An 18904-nucleotide genomic window follows, 5' to 3' on the forward strand; every position below is an offset into this window, starting at 1 on the left:
GTGGGCGAAGACGCCGGCGCGGCGCGACCCGCGACCCTCGAAGCCCGCGGCTGGGGGTGGCGCTACGCCACACGTCGCGCGTGGGCCGCGCGCGAGACGACGTTCCGCATCGGGGCCGGCGAGCGGGTGCTGCTGCTCGGAGCATCGGGATCGGGCAAGTCGACGCTGCTGCAGGGTCTCGCCGGTGTGCTCGGGGGAGCGGACGAGGGCGAACAGGAGGGTGGGCTCCTCGTCGACGGTCAGCCGGCGGCGGACGCCCGGGGTCGGGTGGGGCTGGTCCTCCAAGACCCCGACAGTCAGACGATCCTCGCGCGGGTGGGCGACGACGTCGCCTTCGGATGCGAGAACCTCGCCGTGCCGCGCGACGAGATCTGGCGCCGGGTGCGCGCTGCTCTGGATGCCGTGGGGCTCGACGTCCCGCTCGACCGGTCGACCGCCGCGCTGTCGGGAGGGCAGAAGCAGCGCCTCGCGCTCGCGGGCGTCGTCGCGATGCAGCCGGGCGCGGTGCTGCTCGACGAGCCCACGGCGAACCTCGATCCGGCGGGTGTGATCGATGTGCGGGACGCCGTCGCCCGCGCGCTCGATGCCACGGGAGCCACCCTCGTCGTGATCGAGCATCGGATCGACGCGTGGCTCCCGCTCGTCGACCGAGTCATCGTCCTCGCACCCGGCGGCGGCGTCGTCGCGGACGGCGACCCGCGGACGGTGCTGACCGAACGCGGCGCGGAGCTGGCGGCCTCGGGGGTGTGGGTGCCCGGCATCCGTCCGGTCGTCCCCCCGCGGCCGGCCTCTCCGCCCGGCGACGTGCTGCTGTCGGCCGACGGCCTCGTCGTCGGCCGCACGACGGACGTGCCGGTCGCGGGCCCCCTCGACCTCGACCTGCGCGCCGGCGAGGTGCTCGGCGTCGTGGGCCCCAACGGCACCGGCAAGTCGACCCTCGGCCTCACGCTCGCGGGGCTGCTCCCCGGGCAGGGCGGCGCCGTGCGCGCGGCCGACGATCTGGCGGCGGGAGCGGCGCTCCTGCGCCGTTCCCGGCGACGCGACCGCGCCGACCGCGCCGACCCCGCGGCATGGACCTCGACGGCGCTGCTGACCAGGATCGGCACCGTGCTGCAGGAGCCGGAGCACCAGATCCTGCGCTCGTCGGTCCGCGCCGAGCTCGAGGTCGGGCCGCGCGCTCTCGGGCTCGAAGAAACCGAGATGACAGCGCGCGTCGACGAGCTGCTGGAGCGGCTCCGGCTCGCCCCGCTCGCCGCGGCGAACCCCTACACGCTGTCAGGCGGCGAGAAGCGCCGCCTGACCGTCGCCGCGATGCTGGCGGCGCGTCCCCGGGTCGTGGTCCTCGACGAGCCGACCTACGGCCAGGACGCGCGCACGTGGTCGGAGCTGGTCGCGATCATCGCCGCCCTCCGCGACGGAGTCGACGATCGCGGCCCGCGCGGGGTGATCGCGATCACGCACGACGACGCGGTGCTCGACGCCCTCTCGGCACGCCGGTTCGCTCTGGACGCGCCCGCCGGAGTCGGCGCATGACGGCCATCGCACCGTCCCCTGTCCGACGTGGCGTCGCGGCGCTCAACCCCGTGGCGAAGCTGCTGGCCGCACTGCTCATCGCGCTGCCGCTGGTCATCACGATCGACCCGGTCTCGGCCGGGGTGGCCCTGCTCCTCGAGCTGCCGCTCCTGCTCGCCTCGGGTGTCGGCTGGCGCCGATTCTGGATGCGGACGCTGCCGCTGTGGATCGCCGCGCCGGCGGCCGCGGTGACCATCTCGCTCTACGGGGAACGCAGCGGAGCGGAGGTCTTCTCCTGGGCGTTCGTCCACGTCAGCGAGGGGTCTCTCGCGCTGGGACTGGCAGCCGCGCTCCGCGTCCTGGCGATCGGTCTCCCGGCCGTCGTGCTGTTCATCACGGTCGACCCGACCGACCTCGCCGACGGGCTGGCGCAGATCCTGCGTCTTCCCGCCCGGTTCGTCATCGGGGGCCTCGCGGGGATGCGGATGCTCGGTCTGCTGACCGAGGACTGGCGCGCGCTCGCGCTCGCGCGGCGGGCCCGCGGTGTTGCCGACGCGGGGCGGCTGCGGCGCGCCTTGGGCATGGCGTTCGCGCTGCTCGTGCTGGCCATCCGGCGCGGCTCCGCCCTCGCGACGGCGATGGAGGCGCGGGCTTTCGGCGCACCCGGACGTCGAACGTGGGCACGGGAGTCGCGGCTGGCGGCATCCGATGTCGCGGTCATGGCGGGCGGGCTCGTGATCTCGGCCACGGCGGTCGCGGTGTCGGTCGCGGTGGGAGCCTTCCACCCGATCTTCGGCCCGTCCTGAGGTCGCGTCCCGAGATCGGGCCTCAAGCCGCTCCGACCGTGGTCTCCGCCAGCCGCCGGGCGAGCGCTTCCTCGACGACGAGCTCGGTGATCAGTCCCGCCGCGAGCGCGCCGCGCAGCGCGTCGAGCTTGGTCAGGCTCGACACCGCGCACAGGCGACGGGGGATGCGGCGGATCGCTTCGAGCGACGGGCCGCTCGAGCGGGCGTTGAGCTCGATGCCGGTCGCCGAGCCGTCGATGCGGTAGAACACGGTCGCGCAGTCGCCGACGACGCCGTCGCGCAGCAGCGAGCGCAGGTCTTCACCGGTGAGGTAGCCGCCGGCGTAGACGTGGGAGGGGACGTCGGCGTGAGGCGAGCCGAGCCCGAAGACGAACACCTGAACGCGTGACTGCGCGTCGAGGACGCGCCGGATCGACCGCTCGCGCCACAGCAGCTGCTTGGTCAGCGGGTCGTCGAACAAGGCGGGCACCGGGAACTGCTGCACGTCGGTGCCGAACGCCTGCCCGAACCGCTCGAGGATCGCGCCCGAGTACGAGATCCCCGACGTCGACTCGTTGGCCGCACCGTTCATCTGCACGATCTGCGAGTCGTGCAGCCGCTTGGTCGGCAGATGGCGGGCGATCGCCGACACCGTGGCTCCCCACGCGATGCCGATGCTGGCATCGGGGTCGAGGGTCGACGACAGGACGTGGGCCGCCGTGCGCGCCGTGCGCTCGAGTCGTTCGGCGTCGTTCGTGCGCGGGGGCGTGCTGACGACGTGAACCGAGATGCCGAAGCGCTCGGACAGGCGCCGGGCGACCACGGAGTTCGCCTCGTGCGGCGAGTGCACCGTGATCTCGACGAGTCCGATCTCGCGCGCGTGAGCGAGCAGACGCGAAACGGAGGAGCGCGAGAGCGCCATCTCGGCCGCGATCTGATCCATCGTGCGGTCCTGCACGTAGTACAGCTGCGCCGCGCGCAGCGCGTCCCGTGTGCGTGCCTCGGCCTCGGCGTCCGCGCTCATCGTCATCCGTCCTGCACGTTCGTGCATCGCCGCAGCGCCGGTGCACGTTCGTGCATGACCGTTGCGCATTCGTGCGGTGGACCCCAGTGTAGATCGGGACAGCCGTGGAAAAGGATGCAGTATGACCGAGTCGACGCCGACCACCCGAGCGAACATCCGAGCCCTGCGCGAGCGCCCCCATGCCGAGGTCCTCGTCATCGGCGGAGGCATCAACGGGATCGCGACGTTCCGCGACCTCGCCCTCCAGGGGGTCGACGTGGCACTCGTCGAGCGCGGCGACTACGTCAGCGGCGCATCGTCCGCGTCGAGCCACATGATCCACGGCGGTGTGCGCTACCTCGAGAATGGCGAGTTCCGTCTCGTGAAGGAGTCGGTGACCGAGCGCAACCGCCTCGTGCGCAACGCGCCCCACTTCGTCAAGCCGCTGCCGACGACGATCCCGATCCATCGCACCTTCTCGGGCATCCTCGCCGCCCCGTTCCGGCTGCTCGTGACGCACGGTCGCGGCAAGCCGCGCGAGCGCGGGGCGCTGCTGATCAAGGTCGGTCTGATCATGTACGACACCTTCTCGCGCGACGGCGGATCGGTGCCTCGTCACCGGTTCCGCGGCCGCCGCAGCTCGCGGACGCAGTTCCCCGAGCTCGACGAGCGGTTCCGCTACACCGCGACCTACTACGATGCCTCGATGCACGATCCCGAGCGCCTCGCGCTCGACGTGCTGCGCGACGGCGCACGCGAGGACTCCGCCCGAGCGGCGAACTACGCTCCGGTCGTGGGCGCCGACGGGTCGTCGGTGATCATCCGCGACGACGTCACGGGAGAGGAGTTCCCGTTCACGGCCGACGTCGTCGTGAACACCAGCGGCCCCTGGACCGATCTGACCAACAGCGCGCTCGGCACCCCGACCCGTTTCATGGGCGGCACGAAGGGGTCGCACATCGTCCTCGACAACACCTCGCTGCTCGAGGCGACCGGCGGCAACGAGATCTTCTTCGAGGCCGCGGACGGCCGTATCGTCCTCATCTACCCGCTCAAGGGCCGGGTCATGGTCGGGACGACCGACATCGACGCCGACCCGAGCCGCCCCACGGTCTGCACCGACGACGAGATCGACTACTTCTTCGATCTGATCGGCCAGGTCTTCCCCGACATCGCCGTCGACCGCTCGCAGATCGTCTACACGTTCTCGGGCATCCGTCCCCTCCCGCGGCACGACGACCTCGCTCCGGGCTTCGTCTCCCGCGACTACCGCATCGAGAAGGACCGTCTCGGCGACGTGCCCGTCCTCAGCCTCGTCGGTGGGAAGTGGACGACCTTCCGCGCTCTCGCCGAGCACCTCGCCACCGACGTCCTCGAGCTGATGCGGCGCCCGCGCCGCGTCGCGACCACCGACCTCGCGATCGGCGGCGGTGCCGGCTACCCCCGCAGCGTCGCTCAGCGTCGGCGCTGGATCGAGGCCCACCGCGGTGCGCACTCCGCCGAGTTCGCCGATCGCATGCTCGAGCGCTACGGCACCTACGCGCAGGAGGTGCTCGCCGCGCTCCCGGTCGCTCAGCAGGAGCTCGGGCACGCGCCCGGCTACTCCGTCGAGGAGATCGCCTTCCTCGCCGAGCGCGAAGAGGTTGTCACGCTCATGGACCTGCTGCTGCGCCGCACCTCGATCGCCTTCGTCGGCGGTGTCTCGATGGAGACCCTCACCGAGGTCGCCGAAGCGGCCGCTCCGGTGCTCGGCTGGGACGCGGAGACCGTCCGCGCTCAGGTCGAGGAGGCCGCGCAGGCACTCGAAGAGGCCCACCGCATCGACGTCCGCACGTCGCGCCTCGCGCCTCTCCCCGCCTGACGCGCTCACAGACCCGGCGAGGCCCGACGCCGGATCACCCTCGGGCCGCCCTCTCGCACGGCGACGCCGCCGCGCGATGATTCTGCAGAAAGGTCGACGCTGACATGCACGACATCAATCTCGGGCTCTACTTCGTGTCGGAGCTCGTGGGAACGGCGATGCTGCTCCTGCTCGGCGGTGGCGTGGTCGCCAACGTCATCCTCGCCAAGTCGAAGGGTCTCGGCGGCGGGACGCTCATGATCAACTGGGGCTGGGGCCTGGCGGTGTTCGCCGGTGTGCTCGTGTCGTCGTACTCGGGCGCTCAGCTGAACCCGGCGGTCTCGATCGGGCTCCTGGTGGGCGGGAAGATCGAGTTCGTCCAGTTCCTCGTCGCGATCGCCGCCCAGTTCGTCGGCGCCTTCCTCGGCGCCGTGCTCTGCTGGCTGGCCTACCACGACCACTTCGACGCCGAGCCCGACCCGGCCAACAAGCTCGGCGTCTTCTCGACGGGCCCCGGCATCCGCGCCTACGGCTGGAACCTCGTCACCGAGATCATCGCGACCTTCGTGCTCGTGTTCGTCATCTTCGGGTTCGCCGACTACGGCGACATCGAGATCGGCACGCCGGGCTCGCTCGGCCCCCTCACCGCGGTGCCGGTCGCCCTCCTCGTGGTCGGCATCGGCGCGTCGCTCGGCGGTCCCACCGGGTACGCGATCAACCCCGCCCGCGACCTCGGCCCGCGCATCGCGCATGCCGTGCTCCCGATCAAGGGCAAGGGATCGAGCGACTGGTCGTACGCGTGGGTTCCCGTCGTCGGACCCCTCATCGGCGGTACGCTCGCGGCACTCGCTGCCGGCGCCCTGCTCGGCCTCGCCTGACCCTCCCCACCGAACCGACAACGCGAACAGACAAGGACGTCACATCATGACCGACTACATCATCGCCCTCGACCAGGGCACGACCTCGAGCCGCGCGATCATCTTCGACAAGAAGGGCTCGATCGTCTCCGTCGGGCAGAAGGAGCATGAGCAGATCATGCCGCGGGCGGGTTGGGTCGAGCACGACCCGATCGAGATCCGCGACAACATGCGCGAGGTCATCGGCATCGCGCTCGGTCGCGCCAACCTCACCCGCCACGACATCGCCGCGATCGGCATCACCAACCAGCGCGAGACCGCCGTCGTCTGGGACAAGAACACCGGCATCCCCGTCTACAACGCCATCGTCTGGCAGGACACGCGTACGCAGCCGATCGTCAACCGGCTCGCCGGTGACAAGGGTGTCGAGCGGTACAAGGACATCGTGGGTCTGCCGCTGGCGACCTACTTCTCGGGCACCAAGATCGTCTGGATCCTCGAGAACGTCGAGGGTGCGCGCGAGAAGGCCGAGGCCGGCGATCTCATCTTCGGCACGACCGACACCTGGGTGCTGTGGAACCTCACCGGTGGCCCCTCGGGCGGCATCCACGCGACCGACGTCACGAACGCGTCGCGCACGCTCTTCATGGACCTCGAGACCCTCGAATGGCGCGACGACATCCTGGCCGACTTCGGGGTGCCGCGCTCGATGATGCCCGAGATCCGCTCCTCCAGCGAGGTCTACGGCGAGGCTCGCGACACGTCGCTGCTGCGCGAGACGCCGGTGGCCGGCATCCTCGGTGACCAGCAGGCTGCGACCTTCGGGCAGGCGGCCTTCGATGCCGGCGAGAGCAAGAACACCTACGGCACCGGCAACTTCCTGATCTTCCAGACCGGAACCGAGATCGTGCGGTCCGAGAACGGTCTGCTCACGACGATCGGCTACAAGCTCGGCGACGGCCCCACCCACTACGCGCTCGAAGGATCGATCGCCGTCACGGGGTCGCTCATCCAGTGGCTGCGCGATCAGCTCGGAATCATCGCCACGGCGCCCGAGGTCGAGAAGCTCGCGCTGTCGGTCGAGGACAACGGCGGCGTCTACTTCGTGCCCGCGTTCTCGGGCCTGTACGCCCCGTACTGGCGGCCCGATGCCCGCGGCGCGATCGTGGGGCTCACGCGCTACGCGAACCGCGGGCACCTCTCGCGGGCGGCGCTCGAGGCGACGGCCTTCCAGACGCGTGAGGTCCTGGATGCCGTCAACGCCGACTCCGGCGTCGACCTGGCCGAGCTGAAGGTCGACGGCGGCATGATCGCCAACGACACGCTGATGCAGTTCCAGGCCGACATCCTGGGCGTTCCCGTCGTGCGACCGGTCGTCGCCGAGACCACCGCGCTCGGTGCCGCCTACGCCGCGGGTCTCGCCGTCGGGTTCTGGAACGACCTCGACGAGCTGCGGGCCAACTGGCAGGAGGACAAGCGCTGGACGCCGAACGACGACGCCCCGGAGCGCGAGCGCCAGCTGCGGCTGTGGAAGAAGGCCGTGACGAAGTCGATGGACTGGGTCGACGACGACGTCCGCTGAGGCCGCGGTCAGAGCGCGAGCGCGAAGCAGACCGAGCGAGGCATAGTCTCGGCATAGGGCTCGTAGACCGGGATGCGGCTGAAGCCCATCGAGGAGTAGAGCGCGAGGGACTCGGGCTGCTGGAGCCCGGTCTGGAGGATCACGCGTTCCGCACCGTCTGCTCGGGCGGCATCGAGCGCGGCCGACATGAGGGCGCGCGCGATGCCGAGCCCGCGGAACGCGGGTGCCACGATGAGCCGCTTGATCTCCCATTCGTCGCCGAGCCGGCGCAGGACGACGTGCCCCGCGGGGGCCTCGTCCGCGCCGGCTTCGGCGACGAGGGCGATCAGCGTCGTGACGATCTCGTCAGGGTGCGTCGCGAGTGCGCGGGCGCGGGCGCGGCGTCGCTCGTCTGGCTCGTCGCCGTGGAAGCCGTCGTACCGGGCGCCGAGGTCGTCGTCGAGCTGTCGGCGCAGGTCACGGGCGCGGGGATCGTCGTAGGCGACGTCGACGATGCGCCAGGTCAGGTCTCGTTCCACAGCGACCGATAGTAGGCCAGGCGCTCGGGGTCGGGGGTGACGCCGTAGGCGGCGATGAGCGCGTCCTCCCAGCCGGGGCCGTAGTTCCACTCGGTGCTCATCGCCGCGACGGCGATGTCGGCCCACCGGTCGGCGACGCCGAGGGCCCCCAGGTCGACGTGCGCGAGCCACCGCCCGTCGTCGTCGACGAGGGTGTTCGGGCAGCAGGCGTCGCCGTGGCAGACGACGAGAAGATCGGGCTCGGGCGCCGCGTGGAGGGATGCCGGTACGTCGAGGCCGCGGGCCGCTGCGGTGCGCAGCCGATGCTCGACACCCCAGTCGAACGGGCAGCCGGCGACCGGCAGGGCGTCGTGGAGGGCGCGCAGTCCCTCGCCGACCGCGCGCACGGCGGTGGCGGGCTCCTCGACCCAGCGGGGATCGACAGCCGACCGGCCGGGCAGTGCGCGGGTCACGAGCCACTCGGCGTCGCCATCCTCACCGGTCTCGATCACCTCGGGAACCGGCGTGTACCGCGCGGCCCATCGCAGGCGCTCCGACTCGGCGCGCATGGACGTCTCGAGGTTCCGCGGACCGATCTTGACGACGCGGCCGTCGTCGGTGCGGAATGTCACACCCCCGATGGTGTTGCGCCACAGCGGCGTCGCGCCCGCACCGCCCGCGAGCCGTCGCAGCCGAGCCGAGAAGTCCGGCGGGATCGGGGCATCCGGCGGCAGCAGGGTCACAGCCTCATCATGCCTGCCCCACCCCAGTGTCTCACCCGCTCCGGCCTCACCCCCGCCTCCCTGCATCCCGCCCCCGAGATCCGCTGCAGGACCGGATCCCGGTGCCGTGCGCAGGCTGACCGGCCTATATAGCCGTGGCGCGGCGGTGGCGTAGCCGCCCAGCCTGCTCGCGGCACGCGCTCCGACAGCGCCCGTCCTTACCCGCGCCCGTCCTTACCCGCGCCCGCTCCCGTCGCGCCCGTGCACAGTGCATCAGCTGGCGTGCGGCCGGGCGTCGGTGCCGTCCGCAGGCTGGGGGGCTGGTCTGGGCGCCGCCCGGCGGCAAGACAGCGGCTCAGCCTGTCGACGGCACGCGCGACCGCCGGCCACCGGCCGGAGGTCGGAGGTACACCGCGGGCGTTCTAGGGTGGAGGGGCGAGTTCGAAGGAGAACACATGCAGATCGCGGGAGTCTCCGCCCTCATCACGGGCGGCGCCAGCGGCCTGGGTGCGGCCACGGCGCGGCGCCTCGCCGCCGCCGGCGCCCACGTCACGATCGTCGACCTCCCGGGGTCATCCGGGCCCGAGGTCGCAGCCGAGATCGGCGGCCGGTTCGCGCCGGCCGACGTCACCGATCCGGGCGAGGTCGCCGCGGCCGTCGAGACAGCCGGCGACACCGCGCCTCTGCGGGTCGTCGTCAACTGCGCCGGGATCGCGCCGCCCGCCAAGGTGCTCGACCGAGAAGGACACCCCACGCCGCTGCCGGACTTCGAGCGCGTCATCCGCATCAACCTCGTCGGCACCTACAACGTCGTGGCCCAGGCTTCGGCGGCGATCGCCCGGACCCAGCCGACCGAGACCGGCGCCCGCGGCGTCATCGTCAACACGGCCTCCGTCGCCGCCTTCGAGGGCCAGATCGGGCAGCCGGCCTACGCCGCGTCGAAGGGGGCGGTGCACGCGATGACCCTGCCGATCGCCCGGGAGCTCGCGCGCTACGGCATCCGCGTCTGCACCATCGCCCCCGGGATCATGCAGACCCCCATGATGGCCGGGCTGCCGGATGCCGCGCAGCGCTCGCTCGGCGAGCAGGTGCCGTACCCGCAGCGGCTGGGAGCGCCCGAGGAGTTCGCCGCGCTCGCCGCCCACATCGTCGACAACGACTACCTCAACGGCGAGACGATCCGTCTCGACGGCGCGATCAGAATGGCACCACGATGACCGACACTGCATCCGACACCGCATCCGACACCGTCCTGCTGCGGCGCGAGGGCGCGCTCGCGCGCATCACCCTGAACCGTCCGGCCTCCCTCAACGCGGTCGACGCCGAGATGGCCGTCCGCTGGCGCGAGGTCGCCGCCGAGGTCGCGGCCGACGCGTCGATCGGGGCCGTCATCCTGGATGCGGCGGGCCGCGCCTTCTGCGCCGGCGGCGACGTCGTGTCGATGTCGACCTCCGGGATGGGCGGCGCGGCGGTCACCGAGACGGCCCGCGTCATCCACGACGGCATCACGTCGCTGACCACTGCGGCGGTGCCGATCGTCGCCGCCGTGCAGGGTGCGGTCGCCGGGGGAGGGCTCGGCATCATGCTGGTCGCCGACTACATCGTCGCATCGCCGTCGGCGGTCTTCGTCAGCAAGTACGCGAACATCGGGCTCACTGCCGACCTCGGCGTGTCGACCCTGCTCCCGGCCGCGATCGGCCAGCGGCGGGCCTTGCAGCTGCTGCTCCACGACACGGCGCTCGACGCCGCGACCGCGCTCGACTGGGGGCTCATCGCCGAGGTCGTCGATGATCCGGCAGCTCGCGCCCAGGCGCTCGCCGCAGCCTGGCTGGACGGCGCGACGACTGCGTTCGGGCAGGCCAAGCGCCTCGTCCGAGAAGGCGCCGGGCGCACTCTCGCCGAGAACCTCGACGACGAGGCGCGGACGATCGGAACGCGCTTCGACACCCCCGAGGCGCGCGTTCGCATCGACGCGTTCGCCGCCGCATCCGCTCGCCGCACCCGAACCGAGGAGAACCGATGACCGACGCGAAGCCCTTGGCGGGCAAGACGCTGCTGATGTCGGGCGGAAGCCGCGGCATCGGCTTGGCCATCGCGCTCCGAGCCGCGCGCGACGGCGCGAACATCGCGCTGCTCGCCAAGACGGACCAGCCGCATCCGAAGCTCGAGGGCACGGTGCACACCGCCGCGGCCGAGATCGTCGCGGCGGGGGGTCAGGCGCTGCCGATCGTCGGCGACGTGCGCGACGAGAACTCCATCACCGAGGCCGTGCTGAAGACGCAGGGCGAGTTCGGCGGCATCGACATCGTGGTGAACAACGCCTCGGCCATCGACCTCTCGGGCACCCTGGAGCTCGGCACGAAGCGCTTCGATCTGATGCATGCTGTCAACGTGCGCGGGACGTTCCTGCTGTCGCGGGCCGCGATCCCCGTGCTGCGCGACGCCGCGAACCCGCACATCCTGTCGCTGTCGCCCCCGCTCAACCTCTCGCCGAAGTGGCTCGGCGCGCACACCGGCTACACGCTCGCGAAGTACGGCATGACGATGGCGACCCTCGGCATCGCGGCGGAGTTCGCCGGCGACGGGATCGCCGCGAACACGCTCTGGCCCCGGACGACGATCGCGACGGCGGCGGTGCAGTACTCTCTCGGCGGTGACCGGATGATGGCCGCGAGCCGCACGCCGGAGATCTACGCGGATGCCGCCTACGAGGTGCTCGTCCGGCCCGCGCGCGAGTACACGGGCCGGACGCTCATCGTCGAGGATGTGCTCGAGGCGTCGGGCGTGACCGATTTCTCGGGCTATGCGGCGGTTCCCGGCACGCCGGACAGCGAGCTGTTCCCCGACGTGTTCCTCGACTGAGACCGCTCCGACCGGCCGGGTTCAGGCGTTGAGGTCGACGCGCGTCCCGATGCCGCGCTCGTGCGCAGCGTCGAGCAGGACGGCCGCCACGGCGACATCCTGTGCGCCGATGCCGACCGAGTCGAAGAGGGTGATCTCGTCGTGGCCGGCGCGGCCGCGCACCCGACCCGTGAGCACCTCGCCGAGCGTCCCCACGACGTCGTCGAGGGTGAGGGCTCCCTCGGCGACGGCGAGGAGGAGGTCGCCCGATTTGGTCTCGGCCGTCGCGCGGTCGTCGACCCACACGGAGGATCTGGCGAGGGCGGCCCCGTCGACCTCGCGCTCGTCGGGACGCGGCCGTGCCCCGACGACGTTGAGGTGCTGACCCGGCCGCAGCCACGCGCCGGAGAGGATCGGCTCCACCGACGGGGTCAGCGTGCAGACGACGTCGGAGGCGTCGACGACCTCGCGCGGCGAGGATGCCGCGACGATCTCACCGTCCCAGTCGCCCGAGCGTTCGACGTCGGCGGCGAAGCGCGCGACGGTGGCGGCCGAGCGCGACCAGACGGTGAGGCGTTCGAACGGTCGCACGGTCCGCAGCGCGCGGACATGCTCTCGGGCGAGCGCCCCCGCCCCCAGCAGGCCCAGGGACCGGCTGTCGTCGCGGGCGAGGGCTCTGGTGGCGACGGCGCTCGCGGCCGCGGTGCGCACGCGCGTCGGGACGCGGCCGTGCAGCAGCGCGACCGGGGCGCCGTCGGCGCGGTCGACGATCAGGATCATCGACCGCTGCGTCGGCAGGTCGCGCTCGGCGTTGTCGGGGACGTCGGCGAGCAGCTTGACCCCCGCGAGGCCCGCCGCATCGGAGACCGCTGCCATGAGGATGAACCGTCCCGTGTCGCCGGGCGTCGCCATCGAGGTGGGGCCGGGCTGGTGCGCCCCGCCCTCCGCGATCTCCGCGAACGCCCGCGCCACCGCTTCGAGGGCGGCGTCACGGTCGACGAGGGACTCCAGCTCGGACGCCCCGAGAAGCAGGGTCACGCGGTCACCCCTCCGGTGAGCTCGAGCCCGTCGGCGACGACGACGCCGCGGTAGAGCACGGTGCGATCGGGGGACCGGTCCATGACCGCCGCAGTGACCGTGTCGCCCGACACGAGCACGAGGTCGGCCGGATCTCCCTCGGCGAGCCCCGGGCGGTCGGCCGCACCGTTCAGGCCCGGCGCCAGCCCCATGACGGAGCGGCCGCCGACCGTGGCGATAGCGACACAGTGCTCGATGTCCTCGTCGCGGCGGAAGCCGTTGGTGAAGGCGAGCTGCCACGTGCGGTCGAGCATGTCGGTGTTGCCGTAGGGCGACCAGTAGTCGCGCTGACCGTCCTGGCCGAGTCCGAGCCGGATGCCGTACTCGGCCAGCATCAGCGTCGGGAGCGCCGTCGGCGGGGCGATCGTCGCCATCGAGATGTCGAGCTCCCGCATCTCGTCGAGGAGCGGCCGCAGCTGCGCTTCGGGCAGGCGGCCGAGGCCGTACCCGTGCGAGATGGTGACCCGCCCCTGCATCCCCGTCGCGCGGGTGCGCTCGATGATCAGCTCGGCCGAGAACTTCGCCAGCTGATCGGGCTCGTGCAGGTGGATGTCGATCGGGGCGCCGTGCTTCTCGGCGATGCCGAAGACGATGTCGAGATGGCGCGCCGGATCGCGGTCGAGCGCACAGGGGTCGATGCCGCCCACGACGTCGGCGCCGCGTGCCATGGCCTCATCGAGCACGTCGGCCGATCCCGCCTCGCGCAGCAGGCCCGCCTGCGGGAACGCGATGATCTCGACGTCGCAGCGCCCGGCATTGGCCTCGCGCGCGGCGACGACCGCGTCGAGGCGTTCGTGGCCGGCGTCGACGTCGACCTGCGCGTATGTCCGGACGGCGGTCGTGCCGCGGGCGATCGCCCGCTCGAGGGTCGTCGCGACCCGCTCCTCGATCGAGACCTCGGCCTTGCGCCAGTTGCGGCGGTCGTTGAGCATCATGTTCCAGACGCCGGGCGAACCGGTGTGGGGGCGGAACGGCAGGCCGACGCGCGTGGAGTCCAGGTGCACGTGGACGTCGGCGAACGAGGGGATCAGGATCCGGCCCCGTCCGTCGACGACGTCCGCGGCGGTGGTGTCCGCGGTGCCGGGGGCGGCGGTGCCGATGATGACACCGCCGCCCACGATCACATCGGTGGTCGCGCCGCCCCAGGGACGGACGCGGGAGAGGATGGTGCGGGTCATTCGAAGCTCGTCTCGGTGAAGTCGTACAGGCCGTCGGCGCGCGGGGTCCACTGCAGCGACGATCCGGCGGCGAAGTTGTTGGCGGGGACGTACAGCGGCACGAAGTAGACCTGCTCGTTGCTGTAGCCGAGCAGCTCGGCGAAGACGTCTTCGCGCGCGGCGCCCTCGACGCCGCGCTGGCGCTCGGCGAGCTCGGTGGTCGCGGGGTCGAGTGCGTAGTTGTTGTTGCCCGCCGGCTCGTAGAAGTCGGTCAGGGGCAGGTCGCCGTCGAGGGTGGAGGGAGCCCACGTGTTCAGGTAGATGCCCTGCATCTCCTTGCCGCGGACCTTGAGCGTGTGGCTCTGCTGGTCGGCGCCGCGCATGTCGACGGCGATGCCGACGGTCTCGAGGTAGCCCTGGATGCTCTGGGCCACTTCGCTCGAGAGCGGGATGCGGCCATCGGTGGCGTAGTCGAAGGGGATCGGGGTGCCGTCGTACCCGGCCTCCGCGAGCAGCGCGCGCGCCGCCTCCGGGTCGTAGCCGATCGCCTCGACGTCGTCGGAGTAGCCCTCGACGGCGGGGGCGAGCATCGCCTTCGCCGGCTCGGCGAGTCCGGCCAGCAGCGAGTCGACGATCGCCTCCGTGTCGATCGCATGGCCGATGGCCTCCCGGACGCGGACGTCCTGGAGCGGGCCGGCCGTCGAGTTGGCGCCGAGGAAGACCACGCCGTTCGACAGGGCCGAGAACACCTGCGCGTTGCCGGCCGACTCGATGCTCGAGACCTGGGTCGGACCGATCTGGGCCACGTCGAGGTCGCCCGAGAGCACGCCGCTCGCACGCGACTCGGCGGACGAGACCGGCTGCAGCGAGATGGTCTCGATGGCGGGGGCCTCGCCCCAGTAGTCCTCGTTGCGGACGAGGTCGTACGAGACGCCCGGGGTGATGGAGTCGAAGACGTAGGGGCCCGATCCGATCGGCTCGCGGGCGTAGGCGTCGGGACCCATCTCCTGATAGGTGTCGGCCGGGACGATCGAGATGAGCGAGGTGTTTCGGGGGAACGCCGAGAAGGGCTGCTTCAGGACGAAGCGCACCGTCAGGTCGTCGACCTTCTCGACGCGGTCGACCGACGAGAGGTAGGCGTAGTTCTCGCCCGTCGGGTCGCCGAGGATCGTCTCGTACGAGAACACGACGTCGTCGGCGGTGATCTCCTCGCCGTTGCTCGCCGTGACGTCGGGCTGGAGGGTGAACTCCCACTCGGTCAGGTCGGCGTTCGCGGTCCAGTCGGTCGCGAGCTTGGGCACCATCTCGCCGTCGGCGGTGATCTTCACGAGCTGGTCGTGCGTGTGGAAGAACACCGACAGCACCACGAGAGCGCCCGAGCGGATGGGATCCATCGACGTCGGGTCGGTGGGCAGGGCGGCGGTGATGGATGTCTGGGCCGACCCCGAGGCGGAGCCGCCGGACGGGGAGTCGAACCCGCCGGCGCAGCCGGCGAGCACGAGGGCGCCGAGGGTGAGGAGGGATCCGCCGGCGAGGGCGCGCCGGGAGGTGTGTCGGGTCATGTGAGTGCCTTTCGAGCGGTGAGACGGGGAATGGCGTCGAGGAGGGTGCGGGTGTAGGGATGCTGCGGGTCGGTGAAGACGTCTTCGGTGGGGCCGTGCTCGACGATGCGGCCGCCCTCCATCACGACGACCCGGTCGGCGATGCCGCGCACCACGCCCAGATCGTGCGAGACGAAGAGGTAGGCGAGCCGGTGCTCGCGCTGCAGGTCGCGGAGGAGGTCGAGCACTTGCGCCTGGATCGACACGTCCAGCGCCGAGACCGGCTCGTCGAGGAGCACGAGCGCCGGGTCGAGCGCGAGAGCGCGGGCGATCCCGACGCGCTGACGCTGCCCGCCGGAGAGACGTCGGGGCAGCCGGTCGTCGAACGACGGGTCGAGGCCGACGCCCGCGAGCAGCTCGCGGACGCGGTCCGGGCTGTACGCGTGCCGCACGCGCAGCGGCTCCGCCACGGAGCCGGCGACGCTGACCCGGGGGTCGAGGGCCGACGAGAGGTCCTGGAAGACGATCTGCGCCCGGGCGCGCTCCGCGGCGGAGCGTCCGGCGATGGCGGGGGCCGCGGCCGTGCCCGCGATCGTCACGCGGCCCGAAGCGGCCGGGGTGAGCCCGAGGATCGCGCGCAGCAGCGAGGACTTGCCGCATCCGGACTCGCCGACCACGGCGAGGGTCTCGCCCGCGCGGATCCGCAGCGAGACGCCGTCGACCGCGCGCACGGTGCCACCGCGGCGGCCGGGGTACTCGACGACGAGGTCGCTCACCTCCAGCGCGATCTCCGCAGCATCGTCGACCACCACGGCCGCCGCGCGGGCGGGCGGCTCGTGCGCCGACGGGACGGCGGCGAGCAGCATCCGCGTGTACTCCTCGCGCGGGGCGGCGAGCACGTCGGCGGTCGCGCCTCGTTCGACGATGCTCCCGGCGCGCATGACGGCGATGTCGTCGGTGTGCTCGCCCACGAGACCGAGGTCGTGCGTGATGAGCGCGAGCGCCGAGCCGGTGCGCTCGCGCACCTCGTCGAGCAGCGCCATGACCTGCGCCTGCACGGTCACGTCGAGCGCCGTGGTCGGCTCGTCGGCGATGAGCAGCAGGGGATCGTGGGCGATCGCCATCGCGATCATCGCGCGCTGCCGCATCCCGCCCGACCACTGGTGCGGCCGGGCTGCGGCCCGCTCGGCGGCGTTGCGGACCCCGACCGACTCGAGGAGCTCGACCGCGCGCCGCCGGGCGGCGCCGCGTCCGAGGCCGGGCGCGTGGACCCGCACGGCGCTGGCTACCTGCGCGCCGACCGCGCGCAGCGGGTTGAGCGACGACATCGGGTCCTGGAAGATCATGGCCGCGACGCGGCCCCGGCTCGACCGCAGCTCGCGGTCCGTGAGCGCCGTGACGTCGCGTCCATCGAGGAGGATCCGGCCGGACGTCACGCGAACGCCCTCGGGCAGCAGTCCCATCGTCGCGAGCATGGTGAGGCTCTTGCCCGACCCCGACTCGCCAACGATCCCGAGCGCGCGGCCGCGCCCGACGTCGAGCGATACGCCGGCCACGAGCGGCCGCGGGCCGGTGGGGGTGACGGCCTCGAGGGACAGATCCTCGATGGTCAGGACGGATGCGGTCATCGCCGGCCTCCCTTGCGCAGCAGGGCGCCGCGCGCCTCCGCGGTGAACTGCTGACTGACGAACTGGGCTCCCGCGACGGCGAGGAACATGACGAGTCCGGGCAGGATGACCAGCCAGGGGTCGGTCGACAGGTACTTCTGACCGTCGAAGATCATCGCGCCCCAGCTCGGCGTGGGCGGCTGGACGCCGAGCCCGAGGTACTCCAGCGACGCCTCGATGAGGACGATGGTGGCGATGTCCGTGGCGGCGATGATGAGGGTGTGCGGCCAGACGTTGGGCACCACGTGGCGCGTGATGGTCCAGAAGGTGTCGGCGCCCTGCGTCAGCGGGGCGACGACGAAGTCCTGCCGTCGCAGCGCCGCCGTGATGTTCCGGGTCACGCGGGCGTAGCCGACCCACCAGGTGCAGCCGACGACGAGGATCGTCAGACCCGCGCTCGGTGAGACGACGGCGCAGATGGCGATGAGCAGCAGCACCACGGGCATCGCCAGCACCGTGTTCGACAGCACCGAGAGGCCGGCTTCGACCTTGCCCCCGAAGTAGCCGGACACGATCCCGACGGTCGTCCCGATGAGGGCGTTGAGGGCCACGATCGCGAGGGTGATCCCCAGGGTGACCGACGACGCCAGGGCCACCCGGCTGAACAGGTCGCGGCCGAGCGGGTCGGTCCCGAGGGGGTGGGCGGGGTCCGTGAACGGCGGCAGCAGAGCCCGCGAGAGGTCCTGCCCCATCGGATCGAACCCCGGCAGCACCGGGCGCAGCGCGGAGAGGGCGATGACGAGCCCGATCATGGTGAACCCGACGACGGCCGAGGGGCGCAGGCGCAGACGCGGCGGACGCGGGGCGGTCGCGGGTGACGCGGTGACGGGCGCGGGAGCGACGGGCGTGAGGGTCATGAGTGAGCCGTCCGGGTGTCGATGCGGGAGACGAGGGTGTCGACCAGGGTGTTCACGAGCACGAACATCAGGGCCACGAACAGCAGGCCGGCCTGGACGATGGGGAAGTCGCGCTGGCTGACGGCGTCGGTCAGGAGGCTGCCGAGGCCGGGCCAGGCGAACACCACCTCGACGACGACCGTGCCGCCCAGGAGCCCGCCGAGGTTCAGGCCCGCCATGCCGAGCACGGGCGCGAGCGCGTTGGGAAGCATCTGGGTGAGCAGGATGCTCGCCCGGCTGTGCCCCTGGGCGAACGCGGTGCGGACGTAGTCCTGTTCGGCCTGTTCGCTCAGCGCGGCGTCGAGGAGGCGCAGGTACATGACGAACTGGCCCGTGGCGAGCGTGATGACGGGAAGCACCAGGCTGGCGGGGCTCGTCCGGCCCAGCGAGGGCAGGACGCCCAGCAGGACCGAGAAGACCAGCACGAGCAGGAGAGCGAAGAAGAAATCGGGGACCGACTGCCGCACGGCACCGCTCCAGCCGACGATCGCTCGCAGCAGGCGGCTGCCGGTGAGCTGGATGGCGAGGGCGGCGATCAGCGCGAGGGCGAAGCCCGCGATGAAGGCCCAGAAGGCGAGTTCGACGGTCGCCGGGACGCGCTCGAGGACGAGGCCGAGGGCCGACTCGTGCCGGCGGTACGAATCACCGAAGTCGCCGACGAACAGACCGCCGAGGAAGTCGAGGTACTGCACGATGACGGGCCGGTCGAAACCGAGGCGCGCGTTGAGCGCGTCGACGTCGGCGGTCGAGGCGTTGTCGGGCAGGAGCAGCGCCCCGGGCGCGCCGGTGAGGCGCCCGAGGACGAAGCCGACGGTCACCACCAGGAAGATCGTGGCGACGGCGAGGCCGAGGCGGCGGAGGAGAAAGGGGAGCACGAGCAGGACGCTATGGCACGGCGGCTCGCGGACCGGGCCGCGTAACGAACAC

General features: G+C 72.0%; 17 protein-coding genes. 8 read left to right on the forward strand and 9 right to left on the reverse strand.

What is annotated here, in order from left to right:
• Both C1N74_RS02185 and C1N74_RS02190 read left to right on the forward strand, forming a co-directional pair.
• Positions 1 to 1533, forward strand: coding sequence for an ABC transporter ATP-binding protein (locus C1N74_RS02185; RefSeq protein ID WP_083990624.1), 1533 nt, complete (start codon positions 1 to 3; stop codon positions 1531 to 1533).
• Positions 1530 to 2318: an energy-coupling factor transporter transmembrane protein EcfT gene (locus tag C1N74_RS02190; RefSeq protein ID WP_137749869.1), complete on the forward strand. Its 789-nt coding sequence runs from the start codon at positions 1530 to 1532 to the stop codon at positions 2316 to 2318. Before C1N74_RS02185 ends, C1N74_RS02190 begins: the two co-directional genes overlap by 4 nt.
• A 22-nt stretch (positions 2319 to 2340) precedes the next feature.
• Here the strand turns inward: C1N74_RS02190 and C1N74_RS02195 are convergent, their stop codons facing one another.
• Positions 2341 to 3321, reverse strand: coding sequence for a sugar-binding transcriptional regulator (locus C1N74_RS02195; protein WP_088380707.1), 981 nt, complete (start codon positions 3319 to 3321; stop codon positions 2341 to 2343).
• A gap of 121 nt (positions 3322 to 3442) precedes the next feature.
• On the opposite strand from C1N74_RS02195, the gene C1N74_RS02200 reads away from it, so the two are divergent.
• From C1N74_RS02200 to glpK, 3 genes are all read left to right on the forward strand, one after another.
• Positions 3443 to 5161 carry a glycerol-3-phosphate dehydrogenase/oxidase gene (locus tag C1N74_RS02200; RefSeq protein WP_064956334.1) on the forward strand — a complete coding sequence of 573 codons (1719 nt, stop codon included), beginning with the start codon at positions 3443 to 3445 and terminating at the stop codon, positions 5159 to 5161.
• 104 nt (positions 5162 to 5265) lie between these two features.
• Entirely contained in the window at positions 5266 to 6018 is a 753-nt protein-coding gene (locus tag C1N74_RS02205; RefSeq protein WP_023952721.1) for an MIP/aquaporin family protein, read from the forward strand.
• A gap of 46 nt (positions 6019 to 6064) precedes the next feature.
• On the forward strand, positions 6065 to 7579 hold the full coding sequence (glpK, locus tag C1N74_RS02210; protein WP_137749870.1) for a glycerol kinase GlpK: 1515 nt from the start codon (positions 6065 to 6067) through the stop codon (positions 7577 to 7579).
• 8 nt (positions 7580 to 7587) lie between these two features.
• On the opposite strand, the gene C1N74_RS02215 is transcribed toward glpK, so the two are convergent.
• Entirely contained in the window at positions 7588 to 8097 is a 510-nt protein-coding gene (locus tag C1N74_RS02215) for a GNAT family N-acetyltransferase (protein WP_137749871.1), read from the reverse strand.
• Complete coding sequence (locus tag C1N74_RS02220) at positions 8082 to 8819, reverse strand: aminoglycoside 3'-phosphotransferase (RefSeq protein ID WP_258317976.1); 738 nt, start codon at positions 8817 to 8819, stop codon at positions 8082 to 8084. Before C1N74_RS02220 ends, C1N74_RS02215 begins: the two co-directional genes overlap by 16 nt.
• Before the next feature lie 434 nt (positions 8820 to 9253).
• Between C1N74_RS02220 and C1N74_RS02225 the strand changes: the two genes are divergently transcribed.
• The 3 genes from C1N74_RS02225 to C1N74_RS02235 are packed head-to-tail and all read left to right on the forward strand — an operon-like array spanning position 9254 to position 11660.
• On the forward strand, positions 9254 to 10015 hold the full coding sequence (locus C1N74_RS02225) for an SDR family NAD(P)-dependent oxidoreductase (RefSeq protein WP_103841441.1): 762 nt from the start codon (positions 9254 to 9256) through the stop codon (positions 10013 to 10015).
• Positions 10012 to 10821 (forward strand): enoyl-CoA hydratase/isomerase family protein, encoded by an 810-nt coding sequence (locus C1N74_RS02230; RefSeq protein WP_137749873.1) that lies wholly within the window; start codon positions 10012 to 10014, stop codon positions 10819 to 10821. The genes C1N74_RS02225 and C1N74_RS02230 overlap by 4 nt, the downstream gene beginning before the upstream one ends.
• On the forward strand, positions 10818 to 11660 hold the full coding sequence (locus C1N74_RS02235) for an NAD(P)-dependent oxidoreductase (protein ID WP_137749874.1): 843 nt from the start codon (positions 10818 to 10820) through the stop codon (positions 11658 to 11660). The genes C1N74_RS02230 and C1N74_RS02235 overlap by 4 nt, the downstream gene beginning before the upstream one ends.
• A 21-nt stretch (positions 11661 to 11681) precedes the next feature.
• Here the strand turns inward: C1N74_RS02235 and C1N74_RS02240 are convergent, their stop codons facing one another.
• From C1N74_RS02240 to C1N74_RS02265, 6 genes are read right to left on the reverse strand one after another with little or no spacing between them, the layout of a single operon-like run.
• A complete protein-coding gene (locus C1N74_RS02240) occupies positions 11682 to 12677 on the reverse strand; it encodes an ornithine cyclodeaminase family protein (protein ID WP_137749875.1) in 996 nt (331 codons plus the stop codon).
• Positions 12674 to 13894, reverse strand: a complete 1221-nt coding sequence (locus C1N74_RS02245) for an amidohydrolase family protein (RefSeq protein ID WP_137749876.1) — start codon at positions 13892 to 13894, stop codon at positions 12674 to 12676. The genes C1N74_RS02240 and C1N74_RS02245 overlap by 4 nt, the downstream gene beginning before the upstream one ends.
• The gene (locus tag C1N74_RS02250) at positions 13891 to 15435 is read right to left on the reverse strand and encodes an ABC transporter substrate-binding protein (protein ID WP_071918599.1); all 1545 of its coding nucleotides are present in this window, start codon (positions 15433 to 15435) and stop codon (positions 13891 to 13893) included. Before C1N74_RS02250 ends, C1N74_RS02245 begins: the two co-directional genes overlap by 4 nt.
• A complete protein-coding gene (locus C1N74_RS02255) occupies positions 15432 to 17042 on the reverse strand; it encodes an ABC transporter ATP-binding protein (RefSeq protein ID WP_137749877.1) in 1611 nt (536 codons plus the stop codon). The genes C1N74_RS02250 and C1N74_RS02255 overlap by 4 nt, the downstream gene beginning before the upstream one ends.
• Positions 17039 to 17938, reverse strand: coding sequence for an ABC transporter permease (locus tag C1N74_RS02260; protein ID WP_023952703.1), 900 nt, complete (start codon positions 17936 to 17938; stop codon positions 17039 to 17041). Before C1N74_RS02260 ends, C1N74_RS02255 begins: the two co-directional genes overlap by 4 nt.
• On the reverse strand, positions 17935 to 18852 hold the full coding sequence (locus C1N74_RS02265; protein ID WP_146053632.1) for an ABC transporter permease: 918 nt from the start codon (positions 18850 to 18852) through the stop codon (positions 17935 to 17937). The genes C1N74_RS02260 and C1N74_RS02265 overlap by 4 nt, the downstream gene beginning before the upstream one ends.
• Positions 18853 to 18904: the final 52 nt, after the last annotated feature.

The sequence above is a fragment of the Microbacterium sp. SGAir0570 genome, from assembly GCF_005491085.2.
In the GTDB taxonomy this organism is placed as follows: domain Bacteria; phylum Actinomycetota; class Actinomycetes; order Actinomycetales; family Microbacteriaceae; genus Microbacterium; species Microbacterium arborescens.

Coding starts and splice junctions, on each gene's coding strand:
- C1N74_RS02190 (WP_137749869.1), top strand. CDS start 1,530: ATGACGGCCATCGCACCGTCCCCTGTCCGACGTGGCGTCGCGGCGCTC.
- C1N74_RS02195 (WP_088380707.1), bottom strand. CDS start 3,321: ATGAGCGCGGACGCCGAGGCCGAGGCACGCACACGGGACGCGCTGCGC.
- C1N74_RS02200 (WP_064956334.1), top strand. CDS start 3,443: ATGACCGAGTCGACGCCGACCACCCGAGCGAACATCCGAGCCCTGCGC.
- C1N74_RS02205 (WP_023952721.1), top strand. CDS start 5,266: ATGCACGACATCAATCTCGGGCTCTACTTCGTGTCGGAGCTCGTGGGA.
- glpK (WP_137749870.1), top strand. CDS start 6,065: ATGACCGACTACATCATCGCCCTCGACCAGGGCACGACCTCGAGCCGC.
- C1N74_RS02225 (WP_103841441.1), top strand. CDS start 9,254: ATGCAGATCGCGGGAGTCTCCGCCCTCATCACGGGCGGCGCCAGCGGC.
- C1N74_RS02230 (WP_137749873.1), top strand. CDS start 10,012: ATGACCGACACTGCATCCGACACCGCATCCGACACCGTCCTGCTGCGG.
- C1N74_RS02235 (WP_137749874.1), top strand. CDS start 10,818: ATGACCGACGCGAAGCCCTTGGCGGGCAAGACGCTGCTGATGTCGGGC.
- C1N74_RS02245 (WP_137749876.1), bottom strand. CDS start 13,894: ATGACCCGCACCATCCTCTCCCGCGTCCGTCCCTGGGGCGGCGCGACC.
- C1N74_RS02250 (WP_071918599.1), bottom strand. CDS start 15,435: ATGACCCGACACACCTCCCGGCGCGCCCTCGCCGGCGGATCCCTCCTC.
- C1N74_RS02255 (WP_137749877.1), bottom strand. CDS start 17,042: ATGACCGCATCCGTCCTGACCATCGAGGATCTGTCCCTCGAGGCCGTC.
- C1N74_RS02260 (WP_023952703.1), bottom strand. CDS start 17,938: ATGACCCTCACGCCCGTCGCTCCCGCGCCCGTCACCGCGTCACCCGCG.